Source organism: Xanthobacter flavus, from assembly GCF_017875275.1.
Lineage (GTDB): Bacteria > Pseudomonadota > Alphaproteobacteria > Rhizobiales > Xanthobacteraceae > Xanthobacter > Xanthobacter flavus_A.
The window spans coordinates 551,074-571,073 of the sequence record NZ_JAGGML010000001.1 but is presented as its reverse complement, the minus strand read 5'-3'; the positions used below and the strand labels follow the sequence as shown (position 1 = coordinate 571,073).

At 68.7% G+C, this 20,000-nt stretch carries 11 protein-coding genes; 8 read left to right on the top strand and 3 right to left on the bottom strand.

The window, feature by feature from the left end; all coding sequences use genetic code 11:
• Nucleotides 1-41: 41 nt before the first annotated feature.
• Nucleotides 42-1,976, bottom strand: coding sequence for a hypothetical protein (locus tag J2126_RS02770; RefSeq protein ID WP_209483719.1), 1,935 nt, complete (start codon nt 1,974-1,976; stop codon nt 42-44).
• Nucleotides 1,977-2,931: 955 nt separating this feature from the next.
• Here J2126_RS02770 and J2126_RS02765 point away from each other — a divergent pair.
• The 8 genes from J2126_RS02765 to J2126_RS02730 all read left to right on the top strand — a co-directional run bounded on the left by J2126_RS02765 (nt 2,932) and on the right by J2126_RS02730 (nt 13,334).
• A complete protein-coding gene (locus J2126_RS02765; protein WP_209483717.1) occupies nt 2,932-3,795 on the top strand; it encodes a peptidyl-prolyl cis-trans isomerase in 864 nt (287 codons plus the stop codon).
• Complete coding sequence (locus J2126_RS02760; protein WP_209483714.1) at nt 3,792-4,799, top strand: HupE/UreJ family protein; 1,008 nt, start codon at nt 3,792-3,794, stop codon at nt 4,797-4,799. The genes J2126_RS02765 and J2126_RS02760 overlap by 4 nt, the downstream gene beginning before the upstream one ends.
• Before the next feature lie 37 nt (nt 4,800-4,836).
• Nucleotides 4,837-5,448, top strand: coding sequence for a HupE/UreJ family protein (locus tag J2126_RS02755; protein ID WP_209483712.1), 612 nt, complete (start codon nt 4,837-4,839; stop codon nt 5,446-5,448).
• Nucleotides 5,445-6,110, top strand: coding sequence for a HupE/UreJ family protein (locus tag J2126_RS02750; RefSeq protein WP_209483710.1), 666 nt, complete (start codon nt 5,445-5,447; stop codon nt 6,108-6,110). Before J2126_RS02755 ends, J2126_RS02750 begins: the two co-directional genes overlap by 4 nt.
• A gap of 141 nt (nt 6,111-6,251) precedes the next feature.
• Nucleotides 6,252-7,829: a Do family serine endopeptidase gene (locus J2126_RS02745; RefSeq protein WP_209483708.1), complete on the top strand. Its 1,578-nt coding sequence runs from the start codon at nt 6,252-6,254 to the stop codon at nt 7,827-7,829.
• Nucleotides 7,830-8,052: 223 nt separating this feature from the next.
• Nucleotides 8,053-8,769, top strand: a complete 717-nt coding sequence (locus J2126_RS02740; RefSeq protein WP_281066330.1) for a winged helix-turn-helix domain-containing protein — start codon at nt 8,053-8,055, stop codon at nt 8,767-8,769.
• An 86-nt stretch (nt 8,770-8,855) separates the two neighbouring features.
• A complete protein-coding gene (locus J2126_RS02735) occupies nt 8,856-10,214 on the top strand; it encodes an ATP-binding protein (RefSeq protein ID WP_348634212.1) in 1,359 nt (452 codons plus the stop codon).
• 156 nt (nt 10,215-10,370) lie between these two features.
• Nucleotides 10,371-13,334: a bifunctional [glutamine synthetase] adenylyltransferase/[glutamine synthetase]-adenylyl-L-tyrosine phosphorylase gene (locus J2126_RS02730; protein ID WP_209483706.1), complete on the top strand. Its 2,964-nt coding sequence runs from the start codon at nt 10,371-10,373 to the stop codon at nt 13,332-13,334.
• A 45-nt stretch (nt 13,335-13,379) separates the two neighbouring features.
• Here J2126_RS02730 and J2126_RS02725 read toward each other — a convergent pair whose 3' ends face one another.
• Both J2126_RS02725 and pepN read right to left on the bottom strand, forming a co-directional pair.
• The gene (locus tag J2126_RS02725) at nt 13,380-17,147 is read right to left on the bottom strand and encodes a PIG-L family deacetylase (RefSeq protein ID WP_209483704.1); all 3,768 of its coding nucleotides are present in this window, start codon (nt 17,145-17,147) and stop codon (nt 13,380-13,382) included.
• A 189-nt stretch (nt 17,148-17,336) separates the two neighbouring features.
• Nucleotides 17,337-19,967 (bottom strand): aminopeptidase N, encoded by a 2,631-nt coding sequence (pepN, locus tag J2126_RS02720; RefSeq protein WP_209483702.1) that lies wholly within the window; start codon nt 19,965-19,967, stop codon nt 17,337-17,339.
• Nucleotides 19,968-20,000: the final 33 nt, after the last annotated feature.

The following is a 20,000-nucleotide window of genomic DNA, read 5'->3' as shown; positions in this document are numbered from 1 at the left end:
CGCTTGTCTTCTGTCGTCAGCTGCCCATCACTGAGCAGGCGTCACTTGGCCAGGGAGACCGCGAGCTTCTCGTTGGTCTCGACGAGGAGTTCCGGCTGGTCGGAGACGCGGATGAAGATGGGGTTCGCGTAGAACCACAGGTCCGACCACGCGGCCACGTCGTAGCTGGAGATCTTCTGGCCGTCGCGCACCACGAGGTGCGAGGGGCAGGCGGCGTCGTTGCAGGGCACGAACGGGCCCTGCGCGGCGTTTTCCGGATCCCAGTCGTTGAGCGGGTTGCCCTGGGCGTCGGTCTCGGCCGGCACGGAGGCCGGCAGGTTGGAGCCACGCACGCGGACGTACATGTTGTTCTGCACGTTCGGGATGGTGACGGTCATGGTGCGCTTGGTGCCGCGCGCCTTCCAGGTGGACGGGCCGAAGGTGGCGATGATCGCCGCCGAGGCATTGGTGCCGGCGGTGTAGTTGGCGCTGGTGGGCGCCACGACGCCGGTCACGTCACCCTTGATGAACTGCACCTGACGCAGCGTCGGCTTGTTGAGCGGCTCCTGGATGCCGATCTGGGCCAGCGACGGGTTGTTGAAGGTGTAGGGCGAGTAGTTGGTGCCGGTGGGCACGTTGACCTCGAGGGTCAGCGTCACCGACTTGCCGCGCTTCACGACCAGCGTTTCGCCCATGCCCGCCTTGGCGCCGAGGCCGGCCTTGGCGGAATAGGTGAGCTCGCCGGAGATGAGATCGCCCTGCACCGAGTAGGAGTTGCCCGAGCGCACGCCGTCGACCACCACCTGCGGGCGGAGCGCCACATTGCGCTTGGGGCGCGGGATGTAGAGCTTCTGGTACTCGCCGGGGTAGAAGTCGTTGGTGGTGCCCTTCTCGTAGATGGAGAAGGCGCCGCGGTTGTGCCAGTCGGAGCTGGCGTAGAAGAACCAGTTGCGGCCTTCACCCAGCAGCGCGTCCCACACGCCGCCGATCTTGGCGGCATAGATGCCGGTGCCGCCGAACGTGGTCACGCCCACCGAGTCGCAGCCGGTGCCGCAGAAGCCGGCGCGGTATTCGCCGCGATTGTTCGAGGCCTGGTGGCCCGGCTGGCTCTCGAAGCCCACGGCGACGGTCGGACCCGCGTTGTTGAAGTCGCGCAGGTGCTCGATGTTGAAGCCGTTGTTCTTGTCCGGGTTGAACACGCCGGCGCGCTCGAGATGCGCAGGCACGTAGTAGCTGTCGAGCGGATAGTACTTCTGCAGCCACTGGACGGAGGGAACCGCCTTGTTCCGGTGGTTCGCCGTGCCCGAGCCGACGCCGGACGCATTGGCGACCTTGCCTTCCCAATTGTGGGTCGGCGCGCCCTTGCCGAAGTCGGCGTCGGAGCGGTCGAAGCGGTATTCGAACTCGGCCACCGCGCTGGCGTCTCCGGTGTCCTTGTCCTTGTTCTTCTTGCCGAACAGACCCTTCTTCTCGATGGCGTTCTGCGGCTTCTGATTGCCGATGACCGTCATGGAGGTGTGCTCGTGGCCGGGCACGTTGGTTTCGATGCCGGCATAGAGCATCGGCACGCCGGTCTCCTTGGCGAGGCGCACGAGCTCGGGGAAGATGATCTCTTCCGCGCTCTGCCAACGCCACATGGAGCGGTGGCCCTGCGAGGTGGCCGTGTCGCCCTTGATCACCAGGCCCTGGACCTGATCGAAGAAGCGGCCGGTACCGGTGGTGGAACCGTCACCCTCCGGGTCGTCCACGCGGCAGTCGCGGGGGCTGGAGCCGCCGTGATCGGCCGCGCCGAGCCATTCCAGGCCGTAGCTCTGGACCGCCTTCTTCACCATGGTCTCGACCGACGAGCGGCCGTCCGAGCACGGTGTGTGATTGTGGAAGTCGCCGGCCATGTAGCTGTCGGCGAACGCCTGCGTCGGCATCAACGCCGCCCCGCCGGCAACAGCGAGGACCGACGCCCCCGCGATGAGCTGCTGTGTCAGCACCCCGCCCTTCATGCTCCAACCCCTGATTTTCCCACGGACGCCAGTCCGCCCGTGAGGGCCTCCTAGCGGTGTTCTGTGACCGGGTGCTGAAGGTTCTGTGACGCCATGGAAGGTGAGCCGGGAAACCAACGGGCGGAGGCGTTTGGCGCGACGACGGGCAATGCCGGGACTGCAGATATTGGAATGCGGTGGCAGCCGGCACGCGGGGCGCCGATCTGCCACCGGAAGAAAGTCCGTTCTTGTCCGCAAAGCGTCAGCGATCGAGGCGCCCTGTGGGCCGCGGTTTCGATCGTTCTATCAATTGAACCGCGAAAAGGTGGTCGTGGCGTCGGGCGAGCGTGCCGGGGGCTTCATGTCGATCCAAAACCTTGCCTTGATCTGAGAGCCGACGACGTTCATTTCAAAGTAGTTTTTCTTGTCGAACGAAAAAATATCCCCGCCGACGCCTTTGTTGATGGTGACGTTCCAGCAGATCTTATCATAGAAGTAGACGGCCTGGGTTGGCGTATTGAATTGGATTCGGCTCGTATTGTTGGGCGAAGCTCTCGCCTTGTGGACGCCATACCACGTCCAGCGTCCTTGATAATATTCGCGCTACATATCGATTTTCTGCGCGAAGGCAGGACCCGAAGCGGCAAAGAGCGGGATGGCTCCCGCGACCGCAAAAAGCACTATTCGTCCCGTCAATGACATGGTGATCGCTCCGTCTGGCCTGGTCTGTTACGGCTTTAGCTTGGCATTAAAAAGGCTGGTTTTTCGTTATTTTGCAATAGAGTAAGGGAAAATTGGCTCGCCAGGCGAAGCTGGCGGCGCCTCCGTCCGCGATGCACGCTCGTGCCCGATGTGGTGCCGGCGCTGTCATCAAGCCGACACCGGTTGCCCGCTAGGGGATGCGCCGCCAGCAGTCGCGGAAGCACGAAGTGGCAGGGATGCGCTTTTCCGCATCCCTGTGGGCGGGGGATGAGTCTTGACGGCATCGGGTTTGAATGCGGGCGCGAATGGCCCGGCCGGCACGGGGAAGAAGAGTCTTCTGAGGCGGCTCATCGGCGAGCCGCTGCTCCAGTTCATGGTGCTCGGCGCCATGATCTTCGCGGCCCATGCGGCCGTGACGCCCGCGGTGCCAAAGGAAAAGCTCATCGAGGTCACCCCCGAGGTGCGCCAGAGCATCGTCGACGCCTTCAAGTCCACCCACGAGGGCCGCGAGCCGGGGGCGGACGAGTATCGCAAGCTGGTCGACGTGTGGATCCTGAACGAGATCACCTTCCGCGAGGCCATGGCGCAGGGCCTCGACAAGGGCGACGAGATGATCCGCGACCGCATCGTCCACAAGATGCGCCTGCTCATCTTCAACGGCGTCGAGGTGAAGGAGCCGACCCGCGCCGAGCTCGAAGCCTGGTACGAGAAGCGGCGCGCGCAATATGACGTGCCGGAGACCATCAGCTTCATTTCCGTGCCCTTCACCGGCCCGAACGCCGAGGCGGAGGCACGCCAGACGCTGGAGCAGATCCTCGTCGGCGAGGAACCCGAGGAGATCCAGAACCGCGCCCTCATCTTCGGCGAGCGCCCCCGCAAGTCGCTGGAGCCGTCGTTCGGCGCGCCGTTCGTGGAAACGCTGGTGGCGCTGCCGCAGGGCGAGTGGCGCGTGCTGCCCTCCAGGGACGGCTGGAACGTGGTGCGGCTCGATGCCTATGCGCCCGGCCATCCGACAGACCTCGACGACGTGTCCGCCCAGGTGGCCCTCGCCTGGAAGGACGAGCGCCGGCGCATCCTCGGCATCGCCGCGACCAGGGATCTCGGCAATGCCTACGTCATCCGGCGCGGTGAGCCATGATCGCCCGCTGCGCGACAGTCCTCCTGCGTCGCGGCGCGGCGGCCCTGCGCCGTCCGCTGGCCGGGCTTCTGGCGATGCTCGCCGTGGCGTCCGCCGTGCTGCTGCCCTCGGCGGTGGCGCGGGCGCATGAGGCGACCATGGCGGTCATCACCCTGCGCGAGATCGCGCCGGGCCGCTTCATCGGCCAGTGGACCATGCCGCCGGTGGACGTGACGCTCCAGCCCATCTTTCCAGCCCATTGCACCTGGACTCCGCCGGAGCTGTATTGCGGCGAGCGGGGCCTGACCGGCCGCCTGAGCTTCATGGGCCTCGGCAGCAAGCAGTCGGTGGCGACCATCCGCGTGGTTCCGCGCGACGGGTCGCCCGTCGCCTACACTGTGAGCGCCGCCAAGCCCTCCATGATGGTGGCCAGCGAGCCCGGCACCAATCTCGCGGTGTGGGCCGATCTTGCGGACACCTATGTCAACCTCGGCATCGACCACATCCTGCGCGGCATCGACCACCTCTTGTTCGTGCTCGGCCTGATCTGGATCGTGAAGGGCGGCTGGCGGCTGGTGAAGACCATCACCGCCTTCACCGTCGGCCATTCCATCTCGCTCGCCGCCGCCACCTTCGGCTGGGTCGGCGTGCCGGAACGGCCGCTGAATGCCGCCATCGCCTTGTCCATCGTCTTCGTCGGCGTCGAGATCGTGAAGCTGCAGCGGGGCGAGCCGGGACTCACCGCGCGCTATCCCTGGGTCGTCGCCTTTGCCTTTGGCCTCCTGCATGGGCTTGGCTTCGCCACGGCGCTCACGGCGCTCGGCATTCCGCAGGCGACGCTGCCCATCGCCCTCCTGTTCTTCAACGTGGGCGTGGAGATCGGCCAGCTGATGTTCGTCATGGCCGTGCTCGCCCTCATGTGGGCGCACCGGCAGGCGCAGGCGCTGCTGCCCCGCTGGGGTGCGGCCGTTCCGGCCTATGTCATCGGCTCCGTCGCCTCGTTCTGGTTCCTCACCCGCATCTGAGCCTGCTCGGGGCAAACTCCTTGGAAGGGCATTCGTCATGAAGTCCCATCGTCCGAATCCGGCGCTCGTCCTCGCCGGTCTGCTCGCCATGATCCCGCTGTCGCCTGCCCTCGCCCATACGGGCTCGGGCGTGCAGATCGGCCTTCAGAGCGGGTTCCTGCATCCGCTCACCGGCGCGGACCACATCATCGCCATGGTGGCGGTGGGCCTGTGGGGCGCGCAACTCGGCAATCCGGCCATCTGGGTGCTGCCCATCACCTTCCCGCTGGTAATGGCCGTGGGCGGCCTCATCGGCGTCATGGGCATCGACCTGCCTTTCGTCGAGCTGATGATCGCGCTGTCCGGCATCGCGCTGGGTGCCATGGTGGCCCTGAACATCCGCCCGCCGCTGTGGGTGGCGGCGACCATCGTCGGCGTGTTCGCCATCTTCCACGGCTATGCGCACGGCAAGGAACTGCCGGATGCGGCCGATGCCGTGGCGTTCGCGGTGGGCTTCGTGGTGGCCACCGGCATGCTCCACCTGCTCGGCATCCTCATCGGCGTGGCGGTGCGCTGGGAGGCGGGGGCCAAGGCGGTGCGGGCCTGCGGCGCCGCCATCGGCTGCCTCGGTGTCTACTTCCTGCTCGGTGCCATCGGGATCATCGAATGACACGCCTTGTCCAGCGCGCCGGCCTTGCCGGCGCGGTTGCCCTGGTTCGGCGCGCCGGGTTGGCCGGCGCGCTCGCTCTCGTCTTCGCGCTCACGCCCGGCCTTGCCCATGCGCACCTCGTGGACACGCGGCTCGGCGATTTCTATTCCGGCGCGCTGCACCCGCTGACCGATTTCGAGCAGGTGCTGCCCTGGCTCGCGCTGGCGGTGCTCGCCGCCTTCCAGGGTCCGCGCACGGCGCGCTGGGTGGTTCTCGTCTTCCCGCTGGCGCTGGCCGCCGGCGGAGCCTTCTCGCTGGTCCTGCCGCCGCCGCCCTTCGCGCCGGTCGCGGGTGTCACGCTGGTGGCGCTCACCGGCCTCGCGGTCGCCGCGCAGCTGAGGCTGCCGCTGGCCGCGCTCCTGGTGCTGGCGGTGGGGCTCGGCCTGCTGGATGGCTATCAGAACGGCGCCGCCATGGTGGCGACCACGGACCGCTTCCTGTTCCTTTCCGGCGTGACGGTGATCGGCTACGCCTTCGTCACCCTCGCGCTCGGCTGCGCCATCGCCTTCCTCTCCGGAGTCGGCGGCTGGCGGCCCATCGCGCTCAGGGCGGCGGGCAGCTGGGTCGCGGCGGTGGGAATCATGGTGCTCGGCCTGCATCTGGTGTCGCGCGGGGCCGGCTGAGCCCGCGCAGGCGTGGACCTCACGGCATCGCGAGCGACATTACGGAAGCTTAATCCGGCCGCCAGATTGCCGTAACGATCCAAGCCTTAGCTTGCCTCTCGAACCTGCCGGGCATGGCAGGCAACAGAGAGAACGCGACGCATGACCCGCTCCCCCTCCACCCCTTCCGTGATGAAGCGCAACCGCCGCGCCATGCTCGCGGGCGTTTTCGGTCTCGCGCTCGCCGGCGTGGTGGCCGGCCAGTTCGTCCCGCCCGCCAATTCTCCCGCCCTCGCCCAGATCACCACCAGCCAGCCGGCCGGTACCTTCTCCTTCGCCGACATCGTCGAGAAGGTCTCGCCCGCCGTCGTCTCGGTGAAGGTGAAGAAGGACATCGGCGACCAGCAGATGGCCATGGGCGGCGACGGCCTCGGCGGCAATGTCCCGCCCCAGATCGAGGAATTCCTGAAGCGCTTCGGCTTCGGCGAAGGCCGCGGCCCCGGCATGGGTCCGGGCGGCCCGGGCATGGGTCCGCGTGGCGGCATGGGCCCCAGGGGCGAGCGCCCGGTGGTGGGCCAGGGCTCCGGCTTCATCATCTCGGCTGACGGCTACGTCGTCACCAACAACCACGTGGTGGACGGCGCCGACGAGGTGGACGTGACCACCACCGACGGCAAGGAATACGTCGCCAAGGTGATCGGCACCGATCCGCGTACCGACGTGGCCCTGCTGAAGATCGCGGACGTCACCAACCTGCCGTGGGTGAAGCTGGCGGACGGCGCCCCGCGCGTCGGCGACTGGGTGATCGCGGTCGGCAACCCGTTCGGCCTCGGCGGCACGGTGACCGCCGGCATCGTCTCGGCCCGCGGCCGCGACATCGGCTCCGGCCCCTATGACGACTTCATCCAGATCGACGCTCCCATCAACCGGGGCAATTCCGGCGGCCCGACCTTCTCGCTGAACGGCGAGGTGATCGGCATGAACACCGCCATCGTCTCCCCCTCGGGCGGCAACGTGGGCATCGCCTTCGCCATCCCCTCCGAGACGGTGAAGACCGTGGTGACGCAGCTGCGCGACAAGGGCTCGGTGGCCCGCGGCTACATCGGCGTGCAGATCCAGCCGGTGACGGATGACCTCGCCTCGGGTCTCGGCATCAAGGCTGCGGAGGGTGCGCTGGTTGCTCAGGTGCAGCCCAACACCCCCGGTGCCAAGGCGGGCCTCAAGGCCGGCGACGTGATCGTCAAGGTCAACAACGAGCCGATCAAGGAAGCCCGCGAGCTGACCCGCAAGGTGGGCATGATGAAGCCGGGCACCGAGATCCAGCTCTCCGTGATCCGCGACACCAAGCCCATGGACATCAAGCTGGTGCTGGATCAGCTGCCGAACGATCAGGTGGCCTCGCGCACCGACGCCCCCAAGGGCGAGGATGACAGCGCCGGCAACAAGGACCTGCCGCGCCTCGGCCTCCAGCTCGCGCCCTCCAAGAGCGTGCAGGGTGCCGGCGGCGAGGGTGTCGTGGTCACCGGCGTCGAGCCCAACGGCCCGGCGGCCCAGCGCGGCATGAAGACCGGCGACGTCATCCTGAAGGTCGGCGACAAGACCGTCGCCACCCCGAAGGACGTGCGCGACGGCCTCGCCGCCGCCAAGGCCGAGAACCGCAAGGCGGTGCTCATCCAGGTGAAGAGTGGCGAGGGCGTTCGCTTCGTCGCCATCTCGCTGGAAGGCAAGGCCAAGGGCTGAGCCAAAATCGGCTGGCCTCTGGCCCGAGCCTGAGACAAGGCCCGACCGCATGACACGCCGGGGTTCATCCCCCGGCGACGGGCCTCCGGACCGAGGTGGATATCGCCATCGCCCCTGATGCCGCTTCGGCTCCGCAGGCGCGGGAAGCTCCAGAGGGCTTCCCGCGCCACTTTTTTGGTGCGCACCCGCTCGCATGGACCTGCCTGAAAGGTGAGCTAGAGTGATGACAACGAATCTCGATCCGGGTCCGCTCTCCGCCATGCGCCTTCTCCTGGTCGAGGACGACCGCGACGCCGCCGAATATCTGCGCAAGGCCTTCCGCGAGGCCGGTCACGTGGTGGACCACGCCGCAGACGGCGAGGAGGGGCTCGCCCTCGCGCTCGACGGCAAATACGACGTGATGGTGGTGGACCGCATGCTCCCGGCCCGCGATGGCCTCTCCCTCGTCACCGAACTGCGCGGGCGCGGGCATACGACGCCGGTGCTCATCCTCTCCGCGCTCGGGCAAGTGGACGACCGGGTGCAGGGCCTGCGCGCCGGCGGCGACGATTATCTGCCCAAGCCCTATGCCTTCACCGAGCTTCTGGCGCGCGTCGAGGCCCTGTCGCGGCGCGGTGTCAGCCAGGGGGCCGAAACCGTCTACAAGGTGGCGGACCTCGAACTCGACCGCCTCGCCCATCGCGTCACCCGCTCCGGCAAGGAAATCCAGCTTCAGCCGCGCGAATTCCGCCTGCTGGAATACCTCATGCGCCATGCCGGACAGGTGGTGACGCGCACCATGCTGCTCGAAAACGTCTGGGACTATCATTTCGACCCCCAGACCAACGTCATCGACGTTCATGTCTCGCGCCTGCGCGCCAAGATCGACAAGGGCTTCGACGTGACGCTCATCCACACCGTCCGCGGCGCCGGCTACATGGTGCGGGCGGGGCTGGCGTGAAGGGGGAGGGCGCCCCGGCCGCCGGCGCGGGCGCGTCCGGCAACGGGGGGAGGGGGCACGGTCCCATTGCCCAGGCGGTTCGGCTCGTGCGCACCACGGCGTTCAAGCTGCTCGCCGCCTATCTCGTCGTCTTCGCGCTGTTCGCGGTGTCGGTCATCATCTACACCGCCTGGCATACCCGCTCCCTGATCCAGGGACAGGTGGCGGACGACCTCGACCGCGAGGTGAACGGCCTCGCCGACCAGTACCGTATCGGCGGCATCCAGCGGCTGGTCTACGTCATCGACCGGCGCACGCGGCGGCCGGGCTCGTCCATCTACGTGCTCTCCAATTTCCAGGGCGAGGTGCTGGCCGCCAACGTGACGGACCTGCCCATCGGCCTGCTCGACAAGGAGGGCACCCGCTTCACCACCTACAACCGGCCGGACGATCCCGTCGCCAAGAGCCATGTGGCCTTCGTGCAGACGATGTTTCTGCCCGGCGGCTACCGGCTGCTGGTCGGCCGCGACATCGAGGAACGCGACACGCTGCGCGATCTCGTGGCGCGGCCCGCCCAATGGGCGGTGTTGCTCATCGTCGTGCTCGGCCTTGCCGGCGGCGTGTTCGTGACACGACGGGTGCTGAAGCGCATCGATTCCATGACCGCCACGGCGGAAACCATCATGGCCGGCAACCTCTCCGGCCGCCTTGCGCTGATGGGGACGGAGGACGAGTTCGACCGCCTCGCCCACTCCCTCAACGCCATGCTGGAGCGGATCGAGGGGCTGATGATCGGGCTGAAGGAAGTCTCCGACAACATCGCCCACGATCTGAAGACCCCGCTCACCCGCCTGCGCAACCGCGCCGAGGAGGCGCTGCGCACCGCCCGCACCGAGGAGGACTGGCGCGCCGCGCTGGAGACCACCATCGAGGAGAGCGCCGGCCTCATCCGCACCTTCGACGCCCTCCTGATGATCGCCCGCGCCGAGGCCGGGCAGGGGCGGGCGACCATGGGCGACGTGGACCTCGCCGAGATCGCCGAGGCGGTGTCCGAGCTTTACGAGCCGCTGGCGGACGAGCAGGGGCTCGACCTCACCGTCAGCGCCGTGCCGATGACCGTGCACGGGGTGAAGGAACTGCTGGCGCAGGCGCTCTCCAACCTCATCGACAATGCCATCAAATACGGTCGCCCGGCCGACGGGGGGCGGGGGCGCATCACCGTGACGCTGACGCGCGAGGGCGCGGAGGCGGTGCTCGCGGTGGCCGATACCGGGCCGGGTATCCCGGCCGCCGACCGCGAGCGGGTGGTGGAGCGGTTCGTGCGGCTGGAGGCGAGCCGCACCCGCCCGGGCTCCGGCCTCGGCCTGTCGCTGGTGGGCGCGGTGGCGCGGCTGCATGGCGGTACGCTCGCCTTTTCGGACAACGGGCCGGGCTTGGTGGCCACTTTCCGTTTGCCGACGAAATGACATCCAAGCGTGAACCAAGCCGTCGGCGCGGGCGTTAACCCCTCCGATGACCATTTCATTCTTCCCCAACCATGATGCGCGCCGCCCCGGCCCGAGTTCCCTTTGGATGAAAGAAGGCTTGCGCGCGGCAAGTCGCTGGTGCCTTTAGGCCTGACCATGCGTTGGCCCACGGAACCAGATTCGGCGGACCAGCCGCCCCTCGCCCTGCGGATGCGGGAAACGCCCGTAGTGGCGGATCCGGAGGCGGCAAAGATTAAGCTTTCCCACGCCATCGAACGGCTGGCGCCGGACGCGCGCGCCGCCCTCGACGCGCTGTTGGCTGACGCGCCGCTGGCCGAACAGGTCTGCCTCGGGATCGTCGAAAGCTCGCCCTTCCTCACCGAGGTCATCCGCTCCGAGCCGGAGCGCCTGCTGCGCGTGCTCGGCCGTCCGCCCCACGCCCATCTCCATGCGCTCATCGCCGAATGTGCCGCGGTGGAGGGGAGCGAGGCCGATGTGATGCGCGCGCTGCGGCGGATGCGCAGCGAGGCGGCCCTGCTCATCGCCGTGGCCGACATGGGGGGCGTATTCGGCCTCGTGGAGGTGACGGCGGCCCTGACCGACGTGGCCGACGCGGCGGTGCGCAAGGCGCTGTCCTTCCTCCTCGGCGAGGCGGTGAAGGCCGGGCGGCTCACCGTGCCCGATGCCGCCGATCCCGAGGCCGGCTCCGGTCTCGCGGCCATCGCCATGGGCAAGCACGGCGCGCGGGAACTCAACTATTCCAGCGATATCGACCTCGTGGTGGTCTACGACCGGGAGAAGGCGCAGCTCTCCGACAGCGTCTCCGCCTCGCCCTTCTTCGTGAAGATCACACAGGGACTGGTGCGCCTGCTGCAGGAGCGCTCCGCCGACGGCTACGTGCTGCGCGTGGACCTGCGCCTGCGCCCCGATCCCGGCTCGACGCAGGTCGCCCTCTCCACCGTCTCGGCCCTTGATTATTACGAGCGCGAGGGCGCCACCTGGGAGCGCGCGGCCTATATCAAGGCGCGCCCCGTGGCGGGCGATGCCGAGGTGGGCCGGCAGTTCCTCGCCGATCTCTCGCCCTTCGTGTGGCGCCGGGTGCTGGACTTCCAGGCCATCGCCGACGTCCACGCCATGAAGCGCGAGATCCACGCCTTCCGGGGCCACGACGTGGTGGCGGTGGAGGGCCACAATGTGAAGCTCGGGCGCGGCGGCATCCGCGAGATCGAGTTCTTCGTCCAGACCCAGCAGCTCATCGCCGGCGGTCGCGATCCGCTGCTGCGCACCAGCCGCACGCTCGACGCCCTCGATGCGCTCACCGCCCATCGCTGGATCGAGCCGAAGGTGCGCGACGATCTCGCCGAGGCCTATCACTTCCTGCGCCGGGTCGAGCACCGCATCCAGATGGTGGCGGATGCGCAGACCCATTCGCTGCCCGAGAGCCGCGAGGCCATGGAGGGCTTCGCCCGCTTCATGGGCTATCGCGACCGCGACGCCTTCGCCGCCGCCCTCGTGCAGCGCCTGACCACCGTGCAGGGGCACTACGCCCATCTTTTCGAGGATGCGCCGCCCCCCGCCGTGCTCGACGCCGACCTGCTCTTTCCCCCGGATGAGAACGACCGCCCGACACTGGCCGCCCTCGCACGCCTCGGCTTCAAGGATCCGGCGGCGGCGAGCGCCATCGTGCGGCGCTGGCTCGCGGGCGTGCCGCGCGCGCTGAAGACCGAGCCGGCCCGCGCCCATCTCGCCCGCATCGTGCCGCTGATGCTGGAGGCGCTGTCGCGCGGCGGCGATCCGGACGGCGCGCTGATCGCCGCCGATCGCTTTTTCACCGAACTGCCGGGACCGCATCTTCTCACCGCTTTGGACCGGCATCCGGACCTGGTGCGGCTGCTCGCGACCATCCTCACCGCCGCCCCGCGCCTCGGCGAGACATTGGCGCGGCGGCCCTCGCTCGCCGACGCGCTGCTCGATCCCGCCTTCTTCGACGTACTGCCCGACGAGGCGAGCCTGTCCGAGCACCTCGAATTGTTGCTCGACACCGCCGGGACCGACGAGGAGCAGCTCGACCGCGCCCGTCGCTTCCGGCAGGAGCAGCATGTGCTCATCGGCGTGCGCATCGCCTCCGGCACGCTGCCGGCGGCGCGGGCGGGCGAGGCCTATGCGACGCTGGCGGAGGTCATCATCCGCGCCCTGCACCGGCGCGTCTGGGAGCGCTTCCGCGAGGCACATGGCAGCATCCCCGGCGCCGAGACGGCCGTGCTCGCCATGGGCAAGCTCGGCGGACGGGAAATGACGGCGGGGTCCGACCTCGACCTCATCGTGCTCTACGATTTCGATCCCGAGGCCGATCCCACATCGGACGGTCCCCGCCCGCTCACCGGCGCCCAATATTTCGCCCGCTTCACCCAGCGCCTCGTCACGGCGCTCACCTCGCTGACCAATGCCGGCAAGCTCTATGACGTGGACCTGCGGCTGAGGCCCTCCGGCCGCTCCGGCCCACTCGCGACGCGGCTTTCGTCCTTTGCCGCCTACCAGCAGGCGGAAGCCTGGACCTGGGAGCACATGGCGCTCACCCGCGCCCGCGTGATTGCCGCCACGCCCGAGTTCGGCGCCATCGTGCGCGATGTCATCGGCGGCATCATGGGACAGCCGCGGGATCCGCGCCGGCTGTCGGGTGACATCCTCGACATGCGCCGGGCCATCGCCGCCGAGAAGGGCGAGGATGATCGCTGGAACCTGAAGCATGCCGCCGGCGGGCAGGTGGATGTGGAGTTCCTGGCCCAATACCTCGTGCTGGCCCATGCCCATGACCATCCGGAGATCGTGGACACCGCCACCGCCCGGGTGCTCGCCACCACCGAGCGGCTGGCGCTGCTGGCGCCTGAAGATTCGCATGTGCTGCTGCGCGCCTGCCGGCTCTACCAGAACCTGACACAGGTGCTGCGCCTGTCCGTGGACGCGCATGTGGTGCCGCAGGATGCAAGCCCCGCGCTCCGGGCCCTGCTCGCCCGCGCGGGCGAGATGCCGGACTTCACCACGCTGGAGGCCGATCTCTTCGAGACGCAGCAGAAGGTGCGCGCCATCTTCGAGCGCGTGCTGGAGACGGCGGCGGAGTAGGGCAATGGTGCCCCGTCCGCATGATCGCGGGGCGAGGCACCGGCTTCAGTGGAAGTCGGCATCCCCGCCCGTCAGCCAGACACGCCCGCGCATCTCCTCTGCCGGAATGCCAGGCCGCCAGGCGGTGGTGGGCGTTTCGACCTGGATGTCGCGCATCTCGCATTCCGGGCCAGCGATCCGCGCCGCGACGCAGGCCTCCGCGAACCATCCCCAGAGGTCGCGCGCGCCGGCGGCCCCTGCGATGCGCCGTGCTGCGTCCACCAGGGCCGGCATGGCGGCGAGCGGACCGACGAGATCGAGCAGCTCCATGGCGTCTTCGGCAGTTCGCCGCAGGACGACGAGGCCGAGTCCGTCGCCCTCCGCCGGGCCGGTCACGAGGTACAGCTCGTAGACCTTGTCGGGATGGCGCAGGAAGCGCTGGATCAGGCTGCCCCAGTCCCGGATCGCGACCACCTCGGCGCTCAGATCGGCCGCCATCTGCCCCCACAGCGCATCCACCTGCCGCCGCGCGTCGGCATCATCCGGATCAGCGAGCCGGCGGGCCGCCGGGGAGGAGCCGTCGGCGATGGCGGGCCAGTGCAACTCCATCACCCGGTCGGTGGCCTCGGTGTACAGGCCGAGCAGGCGCGGCCCCCGCATGGCCTTGGCATTGGGGAAGCCGGCGGCTACGAGATGGTCCGTTCCGAACCCGCTGTAGATTTCCTGCATGGTGGCGGCCGAAGCGAAGAACGGACCCTGACGCCCGAGGATGCGCTGGCTGCCCTTGCGGGCCATCAGGTCGCCCGAGAGCGACATGCGCGTCGGATGCCCGAACGCCAGCGTGGGCCGGCTGATGCCGCCATAATGGATGGCGAGCTGGCCGTCGATCCAGATGCCGAGGCCGTGGCCCCGGTTGTCACCGTACTTCCAGATCCAGTGCTCGCGCGACATGTCGTGGCCGAATGTCTCGCGGAACAGTTCGGCGAATGCTGGAAACCGTTCCGGCGTGATCCGGCGCATACGCCAGCCCTTTTCGACGCTGCGCCGCAGGACGAGCAGCCGGTAGCCGAAGCGTCCTTCCGCGTAGGCCGATTGATAGGCACGGTTCGAGGCATCGAGGGCGTCGAGCATGGCCCCGGATACGCCGAGTTCGCGTTCGAGCGTTGCCCGGTGGCGCCGGGTCATCTCCAGCATGGCGTCAACCGTGTGCGCCGCCATGGCGGAGAAGTCCTGCTCCACCTCCTTCGTAAAGCCCAGCCGTTCCGCCAGCGCGACGATGTGGCCGTAAAGGTGCAGCGGTTCCGGCGTCAAAAGAGTGCGCCGGATGGCGAACTCGTCGAGGATGACAAGGGCTCCCCCAGGCTTCAGAAGGTCGAGCGCGCGGTCGAAGATCTCAAGAGAGTCGACATATTGTGCGCTCTCCTGGAACAGGATCACGTCGAAGGGCGCGGCATCGGGCGGCGGGGTCCAGCCCTCGTAGGTGGCCTCGACCAGGGGCAGGTCGGGGCCGAAGCGCGCGCGGGCCACTGCGACCTGGGCCGGGTCCGGATTGATGCCCGTCACGTCGTAGCCCTTGGCCACAAGCTCGGCGAGCAAGGTGCCGAGGCCGGTGCCGACCTCCAGAATGCGGGCCGGCGGCGGGGGGAGTTGCGCCAGCAGGAGGTCCGTGGACCGCCGCTGGGCGGTGACCATGGGTTCCCCGGGATGATCGAACAGGGCGAAGTGCAGCCACGCCACCTCGCCCACCTCGATCTGCAACAACGCCCCATAGACATTGAGCGGAAATGGCAGGGATTTGAACGCGGACAGGTCGGGCTGCCCGTCCGCGCCGGCCTGGCTCGTGTGCTCCGCGGTCTCGGTGGCGAAGGCGGGCGTTTCAACGGCATCGTTAGGCCCCGTCTCCGCCGGAGCGTCCGGTGACGGGGCGTCGGCCTCCGGAGACGCCCCGTGTCCGAGTTCCTGAGCGTCGTCCGGCTTATCGTGATCGATGCCTGTCTCGTCAGTCGGCCCGGCGGGTGCACCCGGCAGTGTCCCGGCCGGCTCTCCCGTCTCTGGCTGCTCGGTCGGGGCATCGGCCACCGGCGGCTCCTCGCCCTCGCTCTTGTCCTCTCCTTGGCTTGAAAGGGGCGGGGCATCGCAGAGGGGCTGCACCTCGGCGGTCTGCGCGTCCGTCGGCTGCGCTTCAGGCGGGGACACCGCCGCTTCACCGGACGCCTCGGCGGCCTTCGCCAGCTCGGCCTCAAGAGCCGCGATCCGGTTCTGAAGCGCGGTGGCCTCGCCGCGAAGCTTGCCATTCTCCGCCTGCGCGTGACGCAGGTGGTGCTCGGTGGAGCGGTGGACGCCGAGAACGCGGTTGATGTCCTCCGGCTGCCACAGTCCCAACCATTTGCGGTAGACGGCGAGGCGGGCGCCGTGGGCGACCACCGGATCGAACGCCCCGGTGCCCGCGCCCGAGCCGCCCGTGCTCACATAGGTCGCGCTCACTCCATCCGACCTCAGGAAGCGGCCGTGGCGCGATACCTGGAGCCAGAAATCCCAATCCTCATAGAGGACAAGGCTCTCGTCGAAGCGGCAGCCGGCGTCGAGCGCGCGGCGGCGGAACAGCACCGCGTGGACCGGCAGGTAATTGTCGTAGGCGAGGCGGTCGGCGTCGAAATGCTCGTGGAAGATGGCGACAGGGGCATGCCCCGGCTCCCGGCTCGCCACCACGCGCACGCCGGAATAGGCCGCGACGGCATCATCCGCGCCGCGTAGAAGGGCGGCGAGCGTCGCCACATGGTCCGGGTCGATGTAGTCGTCGTCATCCAGGAGCAGGATCATCTCGCCGCGCGCATGCGCAAGGCCGAGATTGGCTGCCGCGGGACGGTCGAGCGGTGCCGCGCCGCCGACAGCGCGCAGGGGATAGCGCCAGCAGCCCTCGCCGGAACGGCCGGCCTGGGCGGGATCCGCCTCCACCAGCACGATTTCGATATGGGGATAGGTCTGGGCGCAGATGGAATCGAGCGTCTCCGCAAGGCTGGCGCGCCCGATGGTGCGGGTGACGATGGAGACGAGGGGCGCGACAGTCGCAGCCGGCGCGCCCATGGTCGGGGGCACTTCCGCGTCGGCCCAGGCGCCCATGAGGGCGCGGTAGAGCCCCGGCGGGCGGGTCCTCAACGCCTCGCCGGTCGCCATCCAGTAGGCCTCGGCAGCGTCCACGCCCGGCCCGAGCGTATAGGCGCGGAATCGGTTCAGGCCGTCGAGGACATAAGTGTCATAGGGTCGCTCGGCGAGCTGGGAGGGAAAGCACCGCATGGCCGCCTTCAGCGTGTCGGTCAGGTCGGTCACGTCGAGGAGACGGTTCGGCAATTGGGGATTGCCGATTTCGTAGCATGCGATGGCGAGCGGCCCGCCGCGCCGGCGCACCGCCTCTATGGCGGCGAAGGCCAGCGCGCGGTGGTCGGGATGCACCTCGTAAATGGAAGGCGCATAGACGATGGCCGGCCGGTGAATGGCGATGAGGGAAGCGACACGGGCGACGAGGTCTTCGTCGTAGACGAGCCCGCGGTCGGGATAGTCCAGAAAGTGGGGCGCGCCATAGCCCAGCACCTGTGCCGCGGCGCGGGACTCCGCCTGGCGCATGGCCACGTAGTCGCCGGCATGGTCCGCCGCCCCCGAGGCGGCCGCGCCATCGGTGAAGATCACCACCGTGATCGGTTCGCCGGCCTCCACATGGCGCAAAATGGCGCCGCCGCATCCGAGAATCTCGTCGTCAGGATGGGGCGCGAGGACGAGGGCGGCACCCTCGATCAGCCGCCGCACGCAGCTATAGGGGATTATGCTTGCTTCGTTCATTGGACCCCGACCGCCGGCTGGAGCACGCCCTCGCTTTGAGAAGAGGCGGGCTCACCATGTGTCCCGCATCGCTTGGCGGTACAGGACACATGGTTCGGCTTTAGCACAGCCGAAAGGATATGCGAACGAAACCCGATACACCCTGCGTTGCCCGCAGGTTGAACGGTCAGGGCGCCCCGTCCGCTACCCTTACCCCAGCGCGCGGGTGGCGATGTCGGCCACGTCCGGCGAGAGGCCGGGCGTCTCGGCCACCTTGCGCAAGGCCCGCTCCGCGCTGGCGCGGCGCACCGGCTCCAGCTGGCGGAAGGTCTTGAAGGAGGCGAGAAGGCGGGCCGCCACCTGCGGGTTCTTGCCGTCCAGCGTCAGCACCACATCGGTGACGAAGTCGTGCCCCGCGCCGTCCGCCCGGTTGAACTGGGTCGTGTTGGTGGCGGCGAAGGCGCCCACCAGCGAGCGCACCCGGTTGGGATTGCCCAGCGAGAAGGCGGGATGCAGCATCAAATCCTTGATGCGGTCGAGGGTTCCGGGCGCGGCGATCTGCGCCTGCAGGGTGAACCACTTGTCGATCACCAGCGCATCCCGCTCGAAGCGCTCGTAGAAGGCCTTCAGCGCGGCCTCGCGCTCCGGCACCTCGTGCTGGGTCAGAACGGCCAGCGCCGTGATGCGGTCCGTCATGTTGTCCGCCGCCTCGAACTGCGCCTTGGCGCGGGCGATGCCCTCCGCCGAGCCGGTGACGGCGAGGAAATCCAGCGAGAGGTTGCGCAGCGCCCGCCGCCCGGCGGAGGCCGCATCCGGCGAGAAGGGGCCGGTCGCGGCCATGGCCGAATAGGTGGTGGCGAAGGCGCCTTCCAGCGCCGTGCCCACCGCTATGCGCAGCGCCTTGCGGGCGGTGAACACGGCATCCGGGTCCACGTCCTTCGCCAGCTCGCGCGCCACCTCGCCCTCACCCGGCAGGGCGAGCGCCTGCGCCTTGAAGGCGGCGTCGAGCGTGGTGTCGGCGAGGATGGCGCGGGCGGCCGTCACCAACGCCTCCGTCGCCGGCAGGCTGCCGGTGCGCGCGCCGGTCTTCAGCATTTCCAGCGCAATCCGCTGGATGGCGTCGAAGCGGTTGAAGGGGTCCGCGTCATGGGCGGCGAGGAACACGCGGTCCTGCTCGGTGAGGTCGCTCACCAAGTTCACCGGGGCGGAGAAACCGCGGTTCAGCGAGGGCACGGGCCGCGCGTCGAGGCCGGTGAAGAGGAAGCTCTGGCGGGCCTCGCTCACCTCCACCACGCCGTTCTCCACCGGCACGTTGCCAAGCGTCAGCGGCTGATCGCGCCCATCCGGGCCGACGAGGCCGAGGGCGAGGGGGATGAGCATGGGCTTCTTGGTGGGTTGGCCGGGGGTGGGCGGCACCTCCTGCGCCACGTCGAGGCGATAGGTGCCGGCCTCGGCATCCCACGCGCCGCTCACGGTGAGCACGGGCGTGCCCGACTGCGCATACCACAAGGCGAACTGGGAGAGGTCGCGCCCGGTGGCATCGGCGAAGGACGCCACGAAATCCTCGATGGTCGCCGCATCCCCGTCGTGGCGCTCGAAATAGAGGTCCATGCCCGCCCGGAATCCGGCCTCGCCGAGCAGGGTTTTCAGCATGCGGACGACCTCGGCGCCCTTCTCATAGACGGTCGCCGTGTAGAAGTTGTTGATCTCGCGATAGGTTTCCGGCCGCACGGGATGCGCCAGCGGGCCCTGGTCCTCGGTGAACTGGGCCGCCTTCAGCGCCCGCACGTCGGCGATGCGCTTCACCGGGCGGGACCGCTCGTCGGAGGAGAATTCCTGGTCGCGGAAGACGGTGAGGCCTTCCTTCAGGCACAGCTGGAACCAGTCGCGGCAGGTGATGCGGTTGCCGGTCCAGTTGTGGAAGTATTCGTGGGCGATGACGCCCTCGATGCCGGTGTAGTCCGCGTCGGTGGCAGTTTCAGGCGTGGCGAGGACATACTTGTCGTTGAAGACATTGAGGCCCTTGTTCTCCATGGCCCCCATGTTGAAGTCCGACACGGCGACGATGTTGAACACGTCGAGGTCGTACTCGCGGCCGAAGGCCTCTTCGTCCCAGCGCATGGAGCGCTTCAGCGCGTCCATGGCATAGCCGGCGCGGGCTTCCTTGCCGTGCTCCACATAGATGCCCAGCTCCACCTCGCGCCCGGAGCGAGTGAGGAAGCTGTCCGAGATCTTGGCGAGGCGCCCGCCCACGAGGGCGAACAGGTAGGAGGGCTTGGGCCACGGGTCGTGCCACACGGCATAATGGCGGCTGGTGCCGTCCACCTTGCCGCTCTCCACCAGATTGCCGTTGCCGAGCAGCACCGGCGCCTCGGCTTCATCCGCCTCCACGCGGGTGGTGAAGACGGACAGCACATCCGGACGGTCGGGATAATAGGTGATGCGGCGGAAGCCTTCTGGCTCGCACTGGGTGCAGTAATTGCTGGAGGTGCGGTAGAGCCCCATCAACTGGGTGTTGGCGGTGGGGTCCACCAGCGTCTCCACCTCCAGCACGAAGGCGTCTGCCGGAGGGTGGGCGAGGGTCAGGCGGTCTGGCGTCGCCTCGAAGCTCGGGCCGGCGAGCGGCTTGCCGTCGATGGCGAGGCGCACCAGCGTGAGCCCGTCGCCCTCCAGCACCACCGGCGCGCCGGGGGCGCCTGCCGGGTTGCGGCGCAGGGACAGCTTCGAGGTGACGCGAGTCTGCGAGGGGTGCAGGGAGAAATCGAGGTCCACCTTGTCCACCAGCCAGTCCGGCGCACGGTAGTCGGAGAGGTGGATCGCCTTGGGCTCGGCATCACGCATGAACATGAACTCCCCGGGCGCCGCCGCATCGGG